Annotated in this window: 15 protein-coding genes; 3 read left to right on the top strand and 12 right to left on the bottom strand. The window is 53.4% G+C overall.

Annotated elements, in window-relative coordinates; genetic code table 11:
- Positions 1-160 precede the first annotated feature (160 nt).
- Together ACFSR7_RS34455 and ACFSR7_RS34450 are read left to right on the top strand one after the other, a co-directional pair.
- The gene (locus tag ACFSR7_RS34455; RefSeq protein ID WP_378169157.1) at positions 161-1,027 is read left to right on the top strand and encodes a hypothetical protein; all 867 of its coding nucleotides are present in this window, start codon (positions 161-163) and stop codon (positions 1,025-1,027) included.
- Between the two features lie 178 nt (positions 1,028-1,205).
- On the top strand, positions 1,206-1,880 hold the full coding sequence (locus ACFSR7_RS34450) for a hypothetical protein (protein WP_378169156.1): 675 nt from the start codon (positions 1,206-1,208) through the stop codon (positions 1,878-1,880).
- 67 nt (positions 1,881-1,947) lie between these two features.
- Here ACFSR7_RS34450 and ACFSR7_RS34445 read toward each other — a convergent pair whose 3' ends face one another.
- From ACFSR7_RS34445 to ACFSR7_RS34435, 3 genes are all read right to left on the bottom strand, one after another.
- Positions 1,948-2,883 carry a hypothetical protein gene (locus tag ACFSR7_RS34445; protein WP_378169155.1) on the bottom strand — a complete coding sequence of 312 codons (936 nt, stop codon included), beginning with the start codon at positions 2,881-2,883 and terminating at the stop codon, positions 1,948-1,950.
- 220 nt (positions 2,884-3,103) lie between these two features.
- Complete coding sequence (locus tag ACFSR7_RS34440) at positions 3,104-3,886, bottom strand: GIY-YIG nuclease family protein (RefSeq protein ID WP_378169154.1); 783 nt, start codon at positions 3,884-3,886, stop codon at positions 3,104-3,106.
- A 138-nt stretch (positions 3,887-4,024) separates the two neighbouring features.
- Positions 4,025-4,489 (bottom strand): hypothetical protein, encoded by a 465-nt coding sequence (locus ACFSR7_RS34435; RefSeq protein ID WP_378169153.1) that lies wholly within the window; start codon positions 4,487-4,489, stop codon positions 4,025-4,027.
- A 174-nt stretch (positions 4,490-4,663) separates the two neighbouring features.
- Between ACFSR7_RS34435 and ACFSR7_RS34430 the strand changes: the two genes are divergently transcribed.
- Complete coding sequence (locus tag ACFSR7_RS34430; protein WP_378169152.1) at positions 4,664-5,005, top strand: helix-turn-helix domain-containing protein; 342 nt, start codon at positions 4,664-4,666, stop codon at positions 5,003-5,005.
- A 51-nt stretch (positions 5,006-5,056) separates the two neighbouring features.
- Here ACFSR7_RS34430 and ACFSR7_RS34425 read toward each other — a convergent pair whose 3' ends face one another.
- The 9 genes from ACFSR7_RS34425 to ACFSR7_RS34385 form a co-directional block, all read right to left on the bottom strand.
- The gene (locus tag ACFSR7_RS34425) at positions 5,057-5,335 is read right to left on the bottom strand and encodes a hypothetical protein (RefSeq protein WP_378169151.1); all 279 of its coding nucleotides are present in this window, start codon (positions 5,333-5,335) and stop codon (positions 5,057-5,059) included.
- 209 nt (positions 5,336-5,544) lie between these two features.
- A complete protein-coding gene (locus tag ACFSR7_RS34420) occupies positions 5,545-6,501 on the bottom strand; it encodes a tyrosine-type recombinase/integrase (RefSeq protein WP_378169150.1) in 957 nt (318 codons plus the stop codon).
- A gap of 157 nt (positions 6,502-6,658) precedes the next feature.
- Positions 6,659-8,179 (bottom strand): glutamine-hydrolyzing GMP synthase, encoded by a 1,521-nt coding sequence (guaA, locus tag ACFSR7_RS34415; RefSeq protein ID WP_378169431.1) that lies wholly within the window; start codon positions 8,177-8,179, stop codon positions 6,659-6,661.
- A 374-nt stretch (positions 8,180-8,553) separates the two neighbouring features.
- Complete coding sequence (gene bcp / locus ACFSR7_RS34410) at positions 8,554-9,027, bottom strand: thioredoxin-dependent thiol peroxidase (protein ID WP_378169149.1); 474 nt, start codon at positions 9,025-9,027, stop codon at positions 8,554-8,556.
- Positions 9,028-9,203: 176 nt separating this feature from the next.
- Positions 9,204-11,369, bottom strand: a complete 2,166-nt coding sequence (locus tag ACFSR7_RS34405; protein ID WP_378169148.1) for a Sip1-related alpha-galactosidase — start codon at positions 11,367-11,369, stop codon at positions 9,204-9,206.
- 63 nt (positions 11,370-11,432) lie between these two features.
- The gene (locus tag ACFSR7_RS34400) at positions 11,433-12,479 is read right to left on the bottom strand and encodes an ROK family protein (protein WP_378169147.1); all 1,047 of its coding nucleotides are present in this window, start codon (positions 12,477-12,479) and stop codon (positions 11,433-11,435) included.
- Positions 12,476-13,105 (bottom strand): D-sedoheptulose-7-phosphate isomerase, encoded by a 630-nt coding sequence (locus ACFSR7_RS34395; protein WP_378169146.1) that lies wholly within the window; start codon positions 13,103-13,105, stop codon positions 12,476-12,478. The genes ACFSR7_RS34400 and ACFSR7_RS34395 overlap by 4 nt, the downstream gene beginning before the upstream one ends.
- A gap of 236 nt (positions 13,106-13,341) precedes the next feature.
- Positions 13,342-15,777, bottom strand: coding sequence for an alpha-mannosidase (locus tag ACFSR7_RS34390; RefSeq protein ID WP_378169145.1), 2,436 nt, complete (start codon positions 15,775-15,777; stop codon positions 13,342-13,344).
- Complete coding sequence (locus tag ACFSR7_RS34385) at positions 15,778-17,292, bottom strand: sedoheptulokinase (RefSeq protein WP_378169144.1); 1,515 nt, start codon at positions 17,290-17,292, stop codon at positions 15,778-15,780. It abuts the gene before it with no gap.
- Between the last annotated feature and the right edge of the window lie 44 nt (positions 17,293-17,336).

Below are 17,336 nucleotides of genomic sequence, written 5' to 3'. Positions count from 1 at the left end.
TGAATCTTGATGTGTTGTTGTCCGTCTAATCCTCATATAATAGTTATCCAATACAAGCCAGAATGGAGTTATCCATTCTGGCTTTTTATATATTCCAGTACTTTCTTTGGCACCTGTAGAAGCGTAGCAAATGAATAACTTCCAGTGAAGGAGCGGGACTATGACTCAGAATGATAATGAGGAAAGAAGAAAAAGAATACTTGAAAATTTTGATTCCAGTCTACCCAGCTTATACGAAAAGGCACGAGTTAATGAGGCTAGATTAAAAGCTCAATATGAAGAAAAGTTGCTTAGTAAGCTACTTGAAGCGCTGCAACACTCTGTGCTAGAGACTTCTTTTAATAACTATATGAGCAACTTAAGCATCTTATCGCTTGAAGAGAATTCCTATATCGTCTTTGGTACTGATTCTGAGATTAAAAGGCATTTGCTTGAGACTAGATACACTAGGCTAATTGAAAGTTTGGTTTCAGAAATTTCAGGATCAGAATACAAAGTCACATTTGTTGTTGCAAATGACGACCAGAAAAATGGTCCTAATCACTCTAAACCAACAGCATTTGAGTTTCTATTCGAGGGCAGAAATAACGAGTATGACGAAGATTACAAAAACTATATTAAAGATAAAAACATCGATGAACTGTTTGAGCTTGCGTTTGGAAAAGAAGAGTATGAAAGACAAAAAGCCTTATATGAAAGAAGAATGGAGCAGCCCGATTTTCATGAGGATGGAATCAATATGTTCGAATGCCCAATGTGTGGTTGTAATGATGTTCCAAATAAAACAGTCACAGTTCCAGTAAATATGCATGGTATTATTTCTGTGAATATCCAGGGTGCTAAATGTTCGAATCCAGAATGCCTGGAGGAGTTCTACAACAGCAAACATTTGGAAGCGATCAGAGAGTTTGAGATTCTGATTAAACGACAAATGATAAACGATCGAATCAAGCCGATGCATCTACAGTCAGAGGAATACAAAAAAACATCGCAGAGAGCAGCACAGGATGAAGAGGAGAATTGTTGAGAATGAGAAATCATCCATGAAACACAGAGAGAAGAAAATCCATCTGATATCAAAAGGTGATTTATTTTTTAGTCTTTAAAAAGTAGAATAACAAATAAGACAGCATAAAGTTCCAACTCTCAGATCAAATAGAGCTGTTTCAACTTATTACAAAGTAATTTAAAGGTGTGAGTATTCAATGTCGTTGTTTCATAAACGTAATATCCGTCATTTCTTAATTTCCATTGAACTCGATAACTTAAGAAATTATGCTGAGATAATGGAAGATCAGCTTCAACAACAAATTGATGGATTTAATGAATGGTATGAGCAAAAAACAAAGGGAATGACTGATGAAGATAAAAATGAGTTCGGCGAACATCATTCTGATGATTACCATACATTAGCAAGGATAAACCCAACTCTTTTTCGTTCTTCTACATTATTGACCATTTATACGTGCCTTGAACTAAACATGAAGCGATCGTGTCTTGATTTACAAAAAAAACTAAATATTACTGTAAATACTCTACCTAAAAAGCATGTTAAAATTCATGATAGTCGAGACTTCTTAATTAAACATGATATTGTGAAGGAACGATTTTTTAACGAATCTAACGAGTGGAATTACATTGATAAGGTATATCGAGAAATTCGAAATGCCTTCGCCCATGGTCAAGGGGAGATTTACGAAAGCAAATTAGCACAAGTACAAGAAGGAATTAAAAATCTAAAATGCAGCATCGATAATGAAACCGATGAAATAAAACTACAAAAGGATTTTTGCCCTGAATTTATTAAAACGATAGAGCTATTCTTTGACAATCTTTTCAAGGAAATTGATCCCTCTTACTTTCGAATTCAAAGGAGTTAATTATTGTTAGATTGTAATGACATAAAAACAGAGCTTCCTTCACAGAAAGGAAGCTCTCTCGGTTATCCTAAATTAATTTAGGCATGGACTCTGCTCCAAAAAAAGGTTCGGCCTCTAAATTCAACTTGGACAACTTCTTATGAAGCATCTTTATTAAATCAACTTCTTGTGTTAGTGCTACTCTCAAATCATATCCGCTCATTAAAAGAATAGATTTTTCAGGATTTTGCTTCAACAAATCAATGACGTGAGAGGACCATCCATTTATCGATAGGAAAACACCCATAGTCTGTTTTCCTGAACGCAATACTTTCCCAAACAATGAATCCAACTCCCTAATACCAGTCACTTGATTTGTCCATTTCATTTCAACAATATAATGCCAACCATCCAATTTAAAAGCACCATCAATTTGTTCTCCGCTTTCATTACGTCTAAATGCTTGAATAACAGTTAACTCTTCGTTTAAATCATATATATTGAATAGCCTATTTACGATATCTTCTAGTTTAGTTCCTCTTGCTTGGGGATTTACTGCCTTTCCAGAAATATCATCATAATGCAAAAGCAATAATTGTAACTGTCTATCAAACTCAGCTTGCTTATACGACTTCTTTTCACTTTCAACCTTTTTTTTCATCAGTTCAAAGTTTTCATTTGTTTCTAATAACACAAGGACTTCTCTGGCTTTCTGAACTGTAGCACGCGCTTCATACTCATTGTCGGCCAAATGGAATTTGTCCCATTCAGAAGCAGTAAAAATAATTGAACGCATAACCTTCTCGTAGTCTTCGAGATTTTCAATTTCAGTCATAATCCTTGAAGCCATTTCTCTTTTACTCAAGAGTTTTCCAGAGGCATTCTTCTCTCTCACCAATTTCTGAAAGTAATCTTTATTTATTCGTGCAGGTCTCAGAATCTCTTCATACATTGTACTTTTTATATGTACAAGTGTGGCAATTATCTCAATAACGAGCTTCTTAGTCTCAGTTGCCTTGTACATTCTACACACCTACACTCATTTTAATTATTTAGGCTATTCGACAATTCTCAGTATTTTCCTGCCATCTTAAATTACAAATAAAATATAAATAACACTTAGGAAATATTTTCCCCAAGCGTCATCTTCAACCCTTGATTAATCTGACATTTTACTGCTGAAAGGCTGCAAAAGATATCAACTTTATAAAACTGCCTCAATGTCTTATTTATTACTAAGCCACTTATGGATATATAGTAACCTCACCGAGTAATTCTTTCATTGGATAGGGTAACTGACCTTTTAAAATTCGTTTAATATCGTTTTCGCTAAGAGAATACCACTCTTTCTTAAAACGCTTGTATGCAAAATGATTTTGCATTAGCCTATCTAGTACTTTAGCGTGAATACTCTTAATTGTTGCAGCTAACGTAATGGAAGACGCTGTGTCTGAATCTATTTGGAAATATCTTTGCCTTGGATTGCTTGCTCTCCCAATCTTTATTACTCCTTTATCATTATCTTTTATTAAGTACAAAAAAGAAGGCTCCTCCAGAAACTCTTCCTCAATAAGAAAATATTCGCACTTCAAAGGTAGCCTTAAATCAAATATAGGATATTCATCAAAGAATCTTTCAATCAGATCGATGAGTTCTGATTCATTGAAAAAAGGTGTTGCATTTGTTGGTTTAAAAAAATTACCAGTTGGGTCACAAATATAACTAATTGCTTTAGGCAACCATTGTTTAACTTTCTTTCCGAAAATCAATCGATTATAGCCAAAATAGAACCTAACTTCAGTGAACTGAACTATTTGCCGCTTAGCATCTTTAAGGGAAATACAAACACTAAACGAGTTCATAATCCAGTCTGCCTTGGTATCAGGATAAAAATCTATGCAAATGCCCTTTTCTAAAAACCATGTGTGAACAGGAGTTTCATTTTTAATAAATTCTGAAAAGGCATCTTTACTACTATTATTTTTGTATTTTCTCTTATACCATTGCAAACGTTGACTGAGCTGCATCTTGCCATCTCCAAATTTTATTTTCTCAAGCTTAGATATGGTACTAAATAGAATTGATATTTTATTTAGAGTTTATTGATCCAGCATAGCGATAAGCGGACCACTCTGACATTAAAAAGTAGTCCTTTTACTTATTGATTATCGGCTTGAATCAGCCGCTTCCTCATACGCATCTAAAATCTTTTGTGAAGACTGATTAATAAGATTGTTGCCTTCATCAAACTTGGCTTGCTCTTCTTCATTTCCAGTTTCTGTTGATAGAGCTACGGATACTTCGTCCACTAGACCAAGTCCTTTAAGGAACTCTTCATGAACCTCTTGAAATCTCTCGGGAGGTGTTACGGTCCTTAGTACACTTTTAATTGTAGACAATGCCAGTCCGCCTGCAAAAACGTCTCTTGCATTGTCTTCTGTTTTCTTGGACGATTTCCTTTCGTCTAATGCAATCTGGAATTTAGGCAGATAATTGTTCAGTTGATTGATCGCCGCATTCATCGTATCTAAGTAATTTACTTCATCAGCGGTATACTCGATCTTGGAATTCGAACATGCAGTTGTCAAAAAAATTGTTACTCCTAGAACAAAAAAAAGAATCTTCTTCATGTTGCCCTCCTGCATTTCCGTTTTTTTGAGATAACCTTAGGCTAGAAACAATTGGATTTACATGGAATTATATCATCAAAAACACTCTTAAGGCTACTAAGTGAAATTATTAGCTTCTTATGACTGTTGGTTCAACATATTGGCTCGACTACCTTTGTTTTAAGGAGTGGTAGCGTGAGCCAAGGCATTGGACAAATCATTGGTGATAGGATTCGGAATTATCGTAAACGACGCGGTATATCGCAAGAAAAACTAGCTGGTCTTGCTGAGTTTTCGGTGTCTTTCATAGGCGAAGTCGAACGTGCCGAGAAGTCCCCATCGTTAGAAAATTTGAATAAAATCTGCAAGGCTCTCGGCATTACTGTTCAGGAGTTGTTCGAGCAAGCGCAACCTGCTAGCGTGTCCAAAGAAGCGAAAATTATTTCAGGAATTGTAAACAAGATTCAACCGTTGTCGATAAAAGACTTGTCTACAGTAAGTGAAATGGTCGATTTAATGATTAAATTCAAAAAATAAAGCGGGAGTCTCAATGTTAGACTCCCGCTATGTTTCTGGACAGCTGAGAAACTATCCCTCATTTATTCTCGCTTGTTTCATTAAAAAGGCATGTAGTCCCTTCTGAATTCTCGCGTGAGACAATTCAACGATAATCTCTTCTTGGACATTTTGCATCACATTCAATAACGATTCCATCGTAAAGAAATGGTATGTTGCTCCGTTTGCTAATAGCTCCTTAATGACCAGATCAATAATCATTTCACATGTAGTTGCTTTTTTGGCTAATTCACGCTCTATAGTGACTACGCGTTTGAAAGCGGCCGCTCTAGCTTCATATTCATTTAACATAGCTCTCTATTCATGCTCCCTTCCTTGGCAAGCGATGAGAAGGGCTGTACGCGCCTCACGTAAGGCTTCTATTTCCCCTTGTATGGCTTTACGTCTGAGGAGAGAGGTATTTACCTCAACATACTCAAAGACAAGCTTACAATGCCTCCTAGCCATGTTCAGAAGTCTTTTCGTAGTCATATCATCCAGTTCAAGTTTGAGAAGTCTTGTCATCTTCTCCCCTCCGTCGAACCTTGCTTGATTTTCAAACCGTTTAGAGGGCTATTCAACCGTCCAACCTGTAAAATATCCTCTTGCTCTAATCCTCTTAAATACTTCGAAGTAATTTGAGTATCAAAATGCCCCATTAACCTGCTTAAGCTGTAGATATCAATCCCGTTTTTTAATTGTTTTTGGGCGAAATAATGCCTGCAATCATGAGGCGAGCATCTGACTTCTTTTCTCACGCCAGCGTTCGTGCAATGCTCTTTTAGAATTTTGTTGATTCGGGAGCGGGATAACTTTACAGCCGATTGGTCTAAGAAGTAATAATTTTCAATTTCATCCTGTAATTTTTTTTGGAATCTATTCTGTCTTAATGCTTCATAGCGTCTCATGTACTTTCGCATGATGTTGCTGATATACACCAGTCGTTGTTTAGAACCTTTCCCGTGAATCAGAATGTGTCGCCTTGCTACATCATTATTTTTGATGTTACATAGCTCAGAAACCCTAATACCAGTGTCAAAGAGCATAATAAGAATAAGTTTGTCGCGAACATTGGAATACGTTTCTTCTTTAATGTCGTTGATTATCCGCGACACTTCTTCATCATTGAACGTAACAATGACAGTCTTCTCTTCCTTAAGGTTCCTAATTCTCCGGATGGGGTTACTCTGCTCATCGATAAACTCTTCAGTCACCAAGTATTGAAAAAACACTTTTAATGTGGCTATGTTATTATTGATCGTTCTGTTGACTTCTTTTCCGACACGCTGACGTTCCTGAATATATTTCTTGATATGAAGTTGAGTGACTTCCTCAACCTCTAAAACACCTAATTCCTTAACCGTAAACCTCTCCCACCTATACAAACGGAACATACACAGATCAACGTACTTCTTTACCCGGCCCAAAATTTGCTGGTTCAGCTTGAAATCCTCGATCAACTCATGAATTTTGGTCATAAAAATACTCCCTTCTATTTGCTAAATAACGCAAATAAAAGAGAGTAATTTTTGCACTCTATTGTAGCAGGTCTACATGGATTCGCAATGCAGTCAACGCCGAGAACCCTTATGTATCAAGGATTCCCGTCTTTTAACGACATGAATTCAATCCAGCCTATTCCCACTCGATCGTCGCCGGCGGCTTGGAAGTGATATCGTAAACGATACGGTTGACGTCCCGCACTTCGTTGACGATACGCACGGAAATCTTCTCCAGCACGTCCCACGGAATGCGCGCCCAGTCGGCGGTCATGCCGTCGATGGAGGTAACCGCGCGGATGCCGACGGTGTAAGAGTACGTGCGGCCGTCGCCCATGACGCCGACGCTCTTCATGCCCGGCAGCGCCGTGAAGTACTGCCAGATCTCGCGATCAAGGCCCGCCTTCGCGATCTCGTCGCGCAGGATCGCGTCGGATTCGCGGACGATCTCGAGCTTGTCTTCGGTCACTTCGCCCAGCACGCGGATCGCAAGGCCCGGACCCGGGAACGGCTGGCGCATGACGATTGCGTCAGGCAGACCCAGCTCAGCGCCGACTTTGCGGACTTCGTCCTTGAAGAGCGCCTTCAGCGGCTCGACGAGCTTGAACTTCATATCTTCCGGCAGGCCGCCGACGTTGTGGTGGGACTTGATCGTCTGCGCCGTCGCGGTGCCGCTCTCGACGATATCCGTGTACAGCGTGCCTTGCGCCAGGAAGGCGAAGTCGTCGAACTTCGCGGACTCTTCCTCGAAAACGCGAATGAAGTCGCCGCCGATGATCTTGCGCTTCTTCTCGGGATCGCTGACGCCCTTCAGGTTGCCCAGGAAACGCTCGCTCGCGTCGATCTTGACGACGTTCATCTCAAACTTGCCGACAAACGTATCCATGACGCTCTCGGCCTCGCCCTTGCGCAGCAGGCCGTGGTCGATGAACATGCAAGTCAGCTGGTCGCCGATCGCACGGTGAATCAACGCGGCTACGACGGACGAATCTACGCCGCCGGACAGTGCGCAGAGCACTTTTTGATCGCCGACTTCGCGCTTGATCTCCTCGATCATGTCCTCGATAAACGACTCCATGCTCCAGTCGCCCCTGCAATCGCAGATGTTATAAAGGAAGTTGCGAATCATCTCGTTGCCATACACGGAGTGACGGACCTCCGGGTGGAACTGCACGGCGTACAGCCGGCGCTCCGGATGGCTCATGGCCGCGACCGGCGCATGCGGCGTGCTGGCGTCGACGCGGAAGCCCTCAGGCAGCTCGGTGACGTGGTCGCCGTGGCTCATCCATACGGTCTGGCGCGTCTCGAGATCGCGGACCAGTTGCGAGTCGGCCACGAAGTCGACGTCCGACTTGCCGTATTCGCGCTTGGCAGCCGGCTCGACCTTGCCGCCTTGCTGATGGGTGATCAGCTGCATGCCGTAGCAGATGCCGAGAATCGGAACGCCGATCTCGTAAACGCCCGGGTCGACGGAAGGCGCGCCTTCCGCGTAGACGCTGGCCGGACCGCCGGAGAAGACGATGCCCTTGGGGTTAAGCGCGCGGAGCTTGTCCGCCGGGGTGTTGTGGGGAAGCAGCTCGCTGTATACGCCGAGATCGCGGATCCGCCTGGCGATAAGCTGGTTGTACTGGCCGCCGAAGTCGAGAACCACGATCATTTCATGCTCATGTTTAGTCACTGGATGAACAGAGCCTCCTAATAGGTCTGCAGGCGCCGCTGCCGACAAACGAGTCGCCGGGCGCGCCTGTGCCGGATACACACAAATCGATTGCTGTAATTATAGCTTCGCCGCTTCGACAGCGTCAAGGCGATTCGGCCTTGCGGCAGCGGGCGAAGGCAAGCCGGAGCGAGAAGAAAATCGGGACGGGAAATAAGACGATGGCGCAGTCTTATTTGTCCGTTATGGCGCAATCTGGCGGGAATAAGACGATGGCGCAGTCTTATTTGTCCGTTATGGCGCGATCTGGCGGGAATAAGACGATGGCACAGTCTTATTCGGCCCGGCGCGGCGCGGATCTGGCGCAGATGCTGCTACGCGCCTTCTCCGCGCGCAGCGCCGAGCACCGCTTCGGCGTGGCCTTTTACCCGCACGTTTCGCCATTCCCGGCGCAGGATGCCGTCCTCGTCGATCAGGAACGTAGAGCGAACGATGCCCATATATTCCCTGCCATACAGCTTCTTAAGCTGCCAAACGCCATACAGCTCCGCAACCTGGTGGTCGGGGTCCGACAACAGCAGAAAAGGCAGGCTGAACTTGTCCGCAAACTTGCGGTGCGCCTTCAGATCGTCCGGGCTTACGCCTAGTACGACGGCTCCCGAATCGTCGAACGCCGGGTGCGCGTCGCGGAAATCGCATGTCTCCTGCGTGCATGTCGGCGTGTTGTCCTTCGGATAAAAGTAAAGCACGACCTTGCGGCCGCGATATTGGCTAAGCGTGACCGGCCCTTCCGAGCTCTGCAGCTCGAATTCGGGCGCAGGCGAGCCAATTTGAAGCGCTGCTTCCACTTGCTTCTCTCCTTCAATCTACAGGTCTCCCCATAGCGTAGCAGATGTCGGGGACGGAGTAAAAGCTTGTCGGCGGCGTCGCGGCAATTGACGTTATTTCCCGGGAAAAGAACAACCGGATTCGCCACCCCTCGCGGGTCTGGCGAATCCGGTCATGGAGCGAGAGTCCGCTCGGCTCATGGGCTCCCGGCTTCAGCAAGCTCAATTTCGAGGCAGCATTCTCCCTTGCCCTCCGGCAATTCGACGGTATAAAAGCGCGCGCCGGCGCTTCTGACTTCGACATCCTCGCCGTCTACGCGCGCGGATCTCGGCAGTCTGTCGGAAACGAAGCCGAACGGGCCGCCGCCTTCCCGGACGCGAATGCGCATCCCGCCGCGGCTGTCCGCCGCGCAAGCGAGCACCGCGTGCGAGCCGGCAAACTTGTCGAGCCTGCCCAGAGGCGCGAAGCCGTCCGCGAGCGGCGCTGCTGTCCAGATCGCGCTGTCGCCTGCGTCGAGATCCAGCGTAATCGTCTCCCCGCGTCCCACGATTTCCGCTTTGTCCGAGCCGTGCTCGTGCAGCGCGAAGCGTTCGCCGCTGAGACCCGGCACGTCGCCCGGTCCGATAAAGGCCTCCATCCCGCCTGGCTCCGCGTCGATCCGAAAGACCGCAATCACACCCGCGCCGCCCGTCGTATTCCACAACTTCAGCGGCAGCGCCTCCCGCGTCGGATCCCGCAGCAGGCAGTCCGGCGCCGGACTCGCGACTCTGTCGCAGCGAAGTAGCGAGCCGTCGCGGTATACGAGCGGCTGCAGCAGCGCCGGATCGGTCTGCTCAGGCGGATCGCTCACGTAGACCGGTCCTCCGCTGATCGCGCGGAGCAGCGCCCCGGCCCGCGCATCCTGGTGTCGGGTCCAGAACATGTCCCAGTCGCCCCAATAGAATGCGCCGTGCCAATACGAATTGTAGGCGTTCTGCAGCGCATGTTCCGCGAAGCCGCGCAAGTCTTGCGGCACGAAGTCGTCGCTGCTGCGCGAGACCGCCGATTTCGGACGGTGCCAGACATTTTCGGCGGCCATCCCCATGCAGTTGATTACGGTCGAGTCAAAGTGGAGCGCCACCGACGCTTCCAGCGACGCATGCGACGCCGACACGGCGTCGCCGACCGCGTGCGTGCCCGCCCAAAAATTCGACACGGCGCTCTGGCTGTCGACCTTGACGAAGTCGACGCCCTGCCGCGACAGCCAATCGTGCCAGCCGTGCCAGAAGCCGAACGCTTCGCCAGGCTCGGGCGACGGCAGCAGCTGCCCGCGTGCACTGGCGCGCAAAAAACGGCCGAAGCCGCGCGCTTCCTCGCTCTGCGGATCGATGCCGCCCCAGTAGCCCGCGATCGTGTGCCATACGCCGACATGGCGGATGTCGAATCGGTTTTTAAGCTGGCCGACCGTGTGACCGAGCCCGCGCGGGAACTTCTCCGGATCCGCTTCGAACCGCGCCAGTTTCCCATCCCGCACGTCCGACCAGCCGTCGTCGATCATGAACCAGCCGGCCGGCACGCCAAGACGCTGCAGCTCCTCCGCTTTTTGCAAGAGACCTTCCTCGCTCACCTTATGGTAAAAGGCGTCCCAGCTGCACCAGCCCAGACGGTCGAGCAGCGGCGGATACGTTTTGTTCGAGCGAAGCAGGCCCGTTCTGCCGAGCGCCTCCGCGGCAACGGCCGCATGACGCTCGATCATCTCGTACGGATCATCCCCGGATCCCAGCACGAACGCGAGCGTGTCAAGTCGGGCCCGACCGGTTCCTCCCGGCGTCACCCGCACAATGATTCCCTCTTCGCCGCCTGATACATCTGCGCGTGTCGCACCGCCGCTGACCGGCAGCACCTGCAGATAGCGTCCGCCGACGCCGCCGCAAAGCAGAGACTGGGTCCGCTCGGGGACGGCCTTCCATTCTGCGCCAAACGCCGGACGCGTCCACCAGTCCTTGTGCTGATAGACAGCCATCCAGCGTCCCGGCGCAGCACCAGCATCCAGCCGGATCTCGATCGCATTCGCCTGGGCGAACGTTCGCTGGCTCCCGAAAACATTTACGTTCGCAAGCTCCGCCACGACATGTCCCATCACGCAATCGCCCGTCCGCCGGACGATCAACGTGACGCGAATGCCTCCCGTCTCGTCCGCGAATGCATATCGGGTTTCGTTTAATGTATTTTGGTCGCTATTCGTCGTTGCTTCAGGGATCGAAGGCACACGCAACTCCGCCGGCCCGCCGCCGGGTTCGGTCAGTCGGACCGTACAGCGCGCCCAAGACGCTTCACCGCGACCTCCTTCTTTAGTTCCCGAAGCGAGCAGCCAATCGAACATCTTTCGTCCCTCCTTCGCCTTACTTCTCAAGCCCAGCTCGCTCAAGCTTCCAACCCAGAACGCCTAGGCTTCAAGCGCGTGCAGCGCGACCGACAGGCTCGCCGCGTCCCCGACATTTTCCCGAAGCTGCGAAGGCAAGATTCGGCAAGCCGCAAGCGAGCGCGACAGCGCCTCTTGGCGCAATGTCTCGAGCACGACCGGCGCGAGCAGCGGCTCCTGCCGCGCGTAAATGCTGCCGATGACGATCGCTTCCGGGTTGAGCAGGTCGACCAATATCGCGAGACCGCGCCCCAGCTCGATGCCGGTAACGCGCACGATGAGCGCGGCGAGCTCGTCGCCTTGCCGTGCCGCATCGAAGATCAGCCGGGCTGTCAGCGATCGTTCTGCGTCGGCACCGGTCGGAAGCAGCGTTTTTTTGCCCGCTTGCATCCATTCCTCGATCATGCCGATTCCCAGCCTCGCCATGCCGCCTCCGCTGCAGAAGCCTTCAAAGGAACCTTCCTTGCCGTAGCCGACCGGGCCATCGTCTTGCATGCGCATATGGCCGACTTCGCCCGCCATGTCGTTCGCTCCGGTGTACAGCCTGCCGTTTAAAATTAATCCCGCGCCCATGCCGGTGCCGAAGGTGAGGAACGCCATATGGCGAGTGCCTCTCCCCGCACCCCAGCGCCATTCCGCCAGCGCGCAGGCGTTGGCGTCGTTTTGCAGGGCGACCGGTACGCCAAACCGTTCGCGAAGCGGCGCAAGCACGTCGATGCCGTCCCAGCCGGGCAGATTGGGCGGCGACAGCACCAGTCCGGCCTCGCTGTCCAGCGGGCCGCCGCAGCTGACGCCGATTGCGGCCAAGCCGCCGCGGGTCTGACCCGACGAGCTCGCCGCAACTTCCGCCGCTATAGCCGCTGCATCCCCCGCCGACTCTTTCACGCTACCTCTATGCTCCGCGAGCAGCGCTTCGAGCGCGGCCATCAGCGCCTCAATCGTCTCCTCGGGCGTTCCCGGTGTCGGAAAACTCGTTTTCCCAACGATATCGATCCCATCCTCCGATGCCTCCCCAATGACCGCCGCGCATTTCGTGCCGCCGATATCCAGCCCCCCGAGCAGCCGTCTCATGGGAAAAACGCCTCCTCGAGCATGATGCACAACGCGTGATAAATCGGCAGATGCCGCTCCTGGATGTCCGGCGTCCGCTCGTAGGGCACGCGGATGGTGACGTCGCACATGGAAACGAGCTTGCCGCCTCCGCTGCCTGTCAAAGCGATCGTCGCGAGGCCCAGCGACTTGGCGACTTGAACCGCGCGAACGACGTTAACCGAGTTGCCGGAAGTGCTGAACACGACGAGCGTGTCCTTCGGCTTCCCGTATCCGTACACCTGCTGCGCGAAAACCATGTCGGCCGCCACGTCGTTGATATAGGCCGTCGCCAGCGCCGACTGGCTGACGAGCGAGATCGCCGGCAGCGCCCCTTGCAGCCTGTCCGCCATATACGCGCCTTCCTCGCCCCAGACGGCGAATTTATCGCGTGCCGCCTTGCCGAGCCGGCGGGGCGACATGAAACCCTTCATCAGCTCGCCCACCACATGCTCGCAGTCCGCGGCGCTGCCGCCGTTGCCGGCGAGCAGCATCTTGCCGCCCCGCGCGAACGAGTCGCGCGCAGCCTCGAACGCCGCCTCGATATCCGTGCGGCAGACAGCCAGCTCCGGGTACTTCGCGATCAGCTCATCCAATGTCCGGCTCATGCGCGGCACCTCCGTTTTATTGCTTCATCTCGTTAATGATTCCGGCGGGCCGAGCAAAATAGTGGAACTTATTTCCGCTATCGCACCATCCACCTACGCTCACACGCACCTTAGCGGAACTTATTTCCGCTATTGCACCGGCCAGACGCGCTCGCACGCACCATAGCGGAACTCATTTCCGCTACTACACCAGCCGGCCTCGCTCTCGCTGCCAACCTTCCCGCTCTCGCTGCAGCCTAAACGCCCCGCTCCAACAGATCCGTCTCCACCACCGGCTGCGCCGCGGCACGCGGCACGCGGAACGTCTTGATCTCGCTCTGCCCGAACTCGGCGCGGATCGTCCGCTCGAAGCGCGGCAGCGCGATCTCCGCCAGCGTCCGGCGCCCTTCGGTCTCGTACGCGCGCAAGATCAAATCCCCGCTGCCGTCCTCCGCGATCTTCACCGCGCTCACGACGACATTGTCCGCGGACGAAGCCGCGTACGAATCACTCAGCGGCAGGTCGCCTTCATGGTACGTCTCGATGACCGCCGTCGGCCGGCAGTTCAGCTCCGCCGCGCGATGCGCCGTGCCGGCCTGCTCCCAGCCGCCTTCATGCGGCAGCAGCGAATAATTAAACCGTTGGATGCCCTGATCGATGAACGAGTACTCGCCGTCCGGCTCCGGCACGAGCGGATCGTGATGCGCGTAAATCGGGCTGCGCAGCACGGTAAGCGCAAGTTCCTTGCCCGAGATGCTGTAGCTGTACTTGGCGTCGTTCAGCAGGCTCACGCCGTAGATCTTGTTCGTCTGGCGCGTCAGCCCCGTATAGTCGACCCAGCTCTGGCCGGGCTCTTCTTCGCCGTTGTGCTCGCGCTGGATCGTACCGTAAGGCGTCTCGTACGTATGTTTACTGAAGATGACGTTGATCGGAAAAATGAGCTTCAGCATCTTAAACTTCTCGCGCCAGTCCACGGTCACGTTGACATCGATCAGATCCCGCCCCGGGGACATGGCGAAATCCTGCACCAGCTTCGAATTCCCGTACCGACTGACGACGCGGATGACCGACTTGACCGGGCCGTGCTCGATGCGCGACACCTTAACCGCCTTAAATTCGCCTGCTACCTTGTTGAAATGAAGCACGTCGTGACTCCACGTATCCGACTTGTCGTCGATCACGACCGCACGGGCCGCAGGACCGGCAAACACGTCATGCTCCGCCTTCTTGTCGCGCAGGCTCTTGATCGCGCCGCTGTCGCGGTCGAACTCGAGGCGGAATCGCTCGTTTTCCAGTACCAGGTCGCTTGCCGCGATCGGCGCTCCGACGGGCCTCAGCGACTCGGACGCCGCGACCAGCTTGTAGGTCCGGTAACCGAGCGGCGGCAGCTCCGCCATGAAGCTCAGGCGATAGCGTCCGCCCGAGGTCGCCTGCGACTGTACCGTTTGAAACGGCACCGGCACACCGTTTTCGTCCGTCAGCACGGTTTTCGGTCCGATGCCGCCTACCTCCAGCTCCACGTTAACCGTGCTCGCCCAGGCATGCGGATTGAAGACGACAATCGGCTTCATGCCCTCGTCCTGGCAGATAGCCACGCGCCAGGAGATCGATTGCACCGCATCGTTCAGCGCGCGGTCCGCGATCGCCATCGCCTCGCCGAACAAGTAACGCGCATCCTCGTAGGCCGACTCCAGACTCGTGCCTGCCAGAATATCGTGGAACTGGTTAAACAATACGTTTTTCCAGGCGCGACCGAACGCTTCAAGCGGATACGGCTGCCCCGTGACCCAGGAGGCGAACGCCGAATACTTCTCCGCCGCAGCAAGACGATTCTCGGCCTGGCGGTTCCACTGCTTGATGCCGGAGTGCGCGCTGTAGCAGCCGCTCGCATGGTGCTGAAGATCGTCGTGGACGACCGGAAACGATAGTCCGGACGCTTCCATATCCGCAAAGTATTGATCTGGCGTCGCGAATACGAGCTTCGGCAGCTCGGGATCGTCGTTCAGCGCACGGATGCTCTCGATGTTCTCCTTGGTCGGACCGCCGCCGTGGTTGCCTACGCCGTAGAAGAACAGCAAGTCGTTCAGCGGGTCCTTGAACTCGCCCAAGGCGCGGCGCACATGGCCGCTGAGCTCCTTGCCCCACGACAGGTACTCGAACATAATGCGGAACGTCAGCACCTTTGAACCGTCGTCCGACTGCCACCAGAACAGCCGGCTCGGCAAGCCTTTTTCGTTCGGCATCGGCCGCATCATGACGTAATAGTCCATGCCGCTCTTTTTCAGAATCTGCGGCAGCATGGCATTGTGGCCGAAGCTGTCGACGTTGTAGCCGACCTTAGCCGTCACGCCGAACTTTTCCATAAAGTATCGCTGTCCGTACAACCCCTGCCGCACGAACGACTCGCCGCTCGGAATATTGCAATCGGGCTGGATCCACCAGCCGCCGACGATATTCCAGCGCCCCTCCGCGATCCGCTGCCGGATCTCCTCGAACATGTCCGGCGCGTTAATTTCCACCCATTCATACATCGCAGCCGAGCTGGACGTGAATACGAAGTCGTCGTACTCCTTCATGCGGTCGAGCGCCGAGCGGAACGTTGCTTTGGCTTCCTGGAAACCCTCCTGCCATTGCCACAGCCATACCGGGTCAAGGTGCGCGTTGCCGATCATGTAGAGCTTTCTGTGCTTCATTTAAACGATATCCCCTTCCGTCAGGCGGGCGCCGCCCATGCGGGTCAGCGCCTCGTCGTAATCCGTGAAAATACCCGCGCATACCGCCGCGTGCACGGCCGCGCCAAAGGCGGCTTCCTCCCGCTCCCCGGCGAGTTCCAGCGGCGCGCCGATTCGTTGCTCCAGCAGCCGGCGCAGCGCCGGATTGCGGCGCAGGCCGTTGCCCGCGCCGACGCGTTGCCGTACGCCGGCGAGCAGCGCTGCCGGCAGCAGCGCCGCAAATGCGGCCAGCTCGTCCGCGACGCCCGTCAGCAGGCCCGCTGTCAGCGCCTGCGGCGTCAGCGTCGCCGGCGTCAGCGCCGCGATCTCGGCCGTGCGTTCCGGGTCTGCGCGCGTCCCGAAAAACGCGGCGTCGACGCGCGGGAGCGGGCGCCCCTCGTCGAGCGCCGACAGCGCCCAGCGGTTCATCGCTTCATACAAGCGCTCGCTCGGCACGCTGCCTTCGCCGCCGCCGAGCGACTCCGCGATCTCGCGGTAGAACGAGGCGAGCAGCGCGTAGGACTTGCCGCCGCCGAGCGAGGCGCCGGCCAGCAGCCAGCCGCCGTCCGGAAACGGCCGCAGCTCCAGGCCCGCCGCAGGCAAGACCGGCTCCGGCGCGTACAGCGATAGCTGCGCGCCCGTTCCTACATTAAGAAGCAGGCTGCCCGCGAGCGCCGGCACGGTGCCGAGGTAGCTTGCCTGGTTATCGCCGATGGCGACGGCGACCGGGATGCCCTCCGGCGTCTTGCCGACTAGCGCGCCGGCTTCACGGGCCAGCTCCGGCAACATGGCCGCGTCGATGCCGGCGCACGCTGCCGCGTCCGTGTCAAACGACCGGCTCCGCAGGTCGAACAGACCAAGACCCGCCGCCTGCGTGGCATCGATGAGCGGCGCCGGCCTGCCCGTTAGCCGCATCGCGGCGTAGTCGCCGACGGTGCACAGCTTGGCGGCATCAGCAGGCACCTCGCAGGTCCGACGCAGCACATGGTGCGTCAGCAGGCCATAGCCTGACGGAACGGGATAGCCGCTCAAAGCCTCGAGCTGCTGCCGGTAGGTCGGCGCGCCGGAAGGCGCCCGCCCGGCACCGGCCGCGCCCGCTTCGACTGCCGCGGACTCCCCGCTTGGCACCGGCCGTTCGCCTCGTCCGTCCTGCCACGTATAAAGCGGGCTGACGGCTCTGCCATGCTCGTCGACATAGAGGATGCCGTGCATCTGCGCGGAGATGCCGATCGCCGCCGTCTCGGGCAGCAGGTCCCGCCATTCCTCGAGCATCGCGAGCAGCTCGTCCGCGATCCGGTCCGGTTCCTGCAGCCGCTCGTCCGGCGCCGCGGCGGGCAGGGCCGCCGCATTCATCCGGACGAGCGTCCGCACCGCGCCGCCGTCCCGCGTATCGACCGCCGTCGCGCAGAGCGAGGTCGTGCCGATGTCGAGCCCGATCGCGTATCGTCTCTCCGCCCCGGTCGTCTCCCCCGCAGCATTCTCCGTGTTTTCAGACATCACCATCCTCCTTTCCTGCCGCATCGCCGATCCCGATCCTGCAG

The sequence above is a fragment of the Cohnella sp. GCM10020058 genome, from assembly GCF_042683485.1.
In the GTDB taxonomy this organism is placed as follows: Bacteria; Bacillota; Bacilli; order Paenibacillales; family Paenibacillaceae; genus Cohnella.
This window is presented reverse-complemented; position numbering and strand designations above follow the sequence as displayed.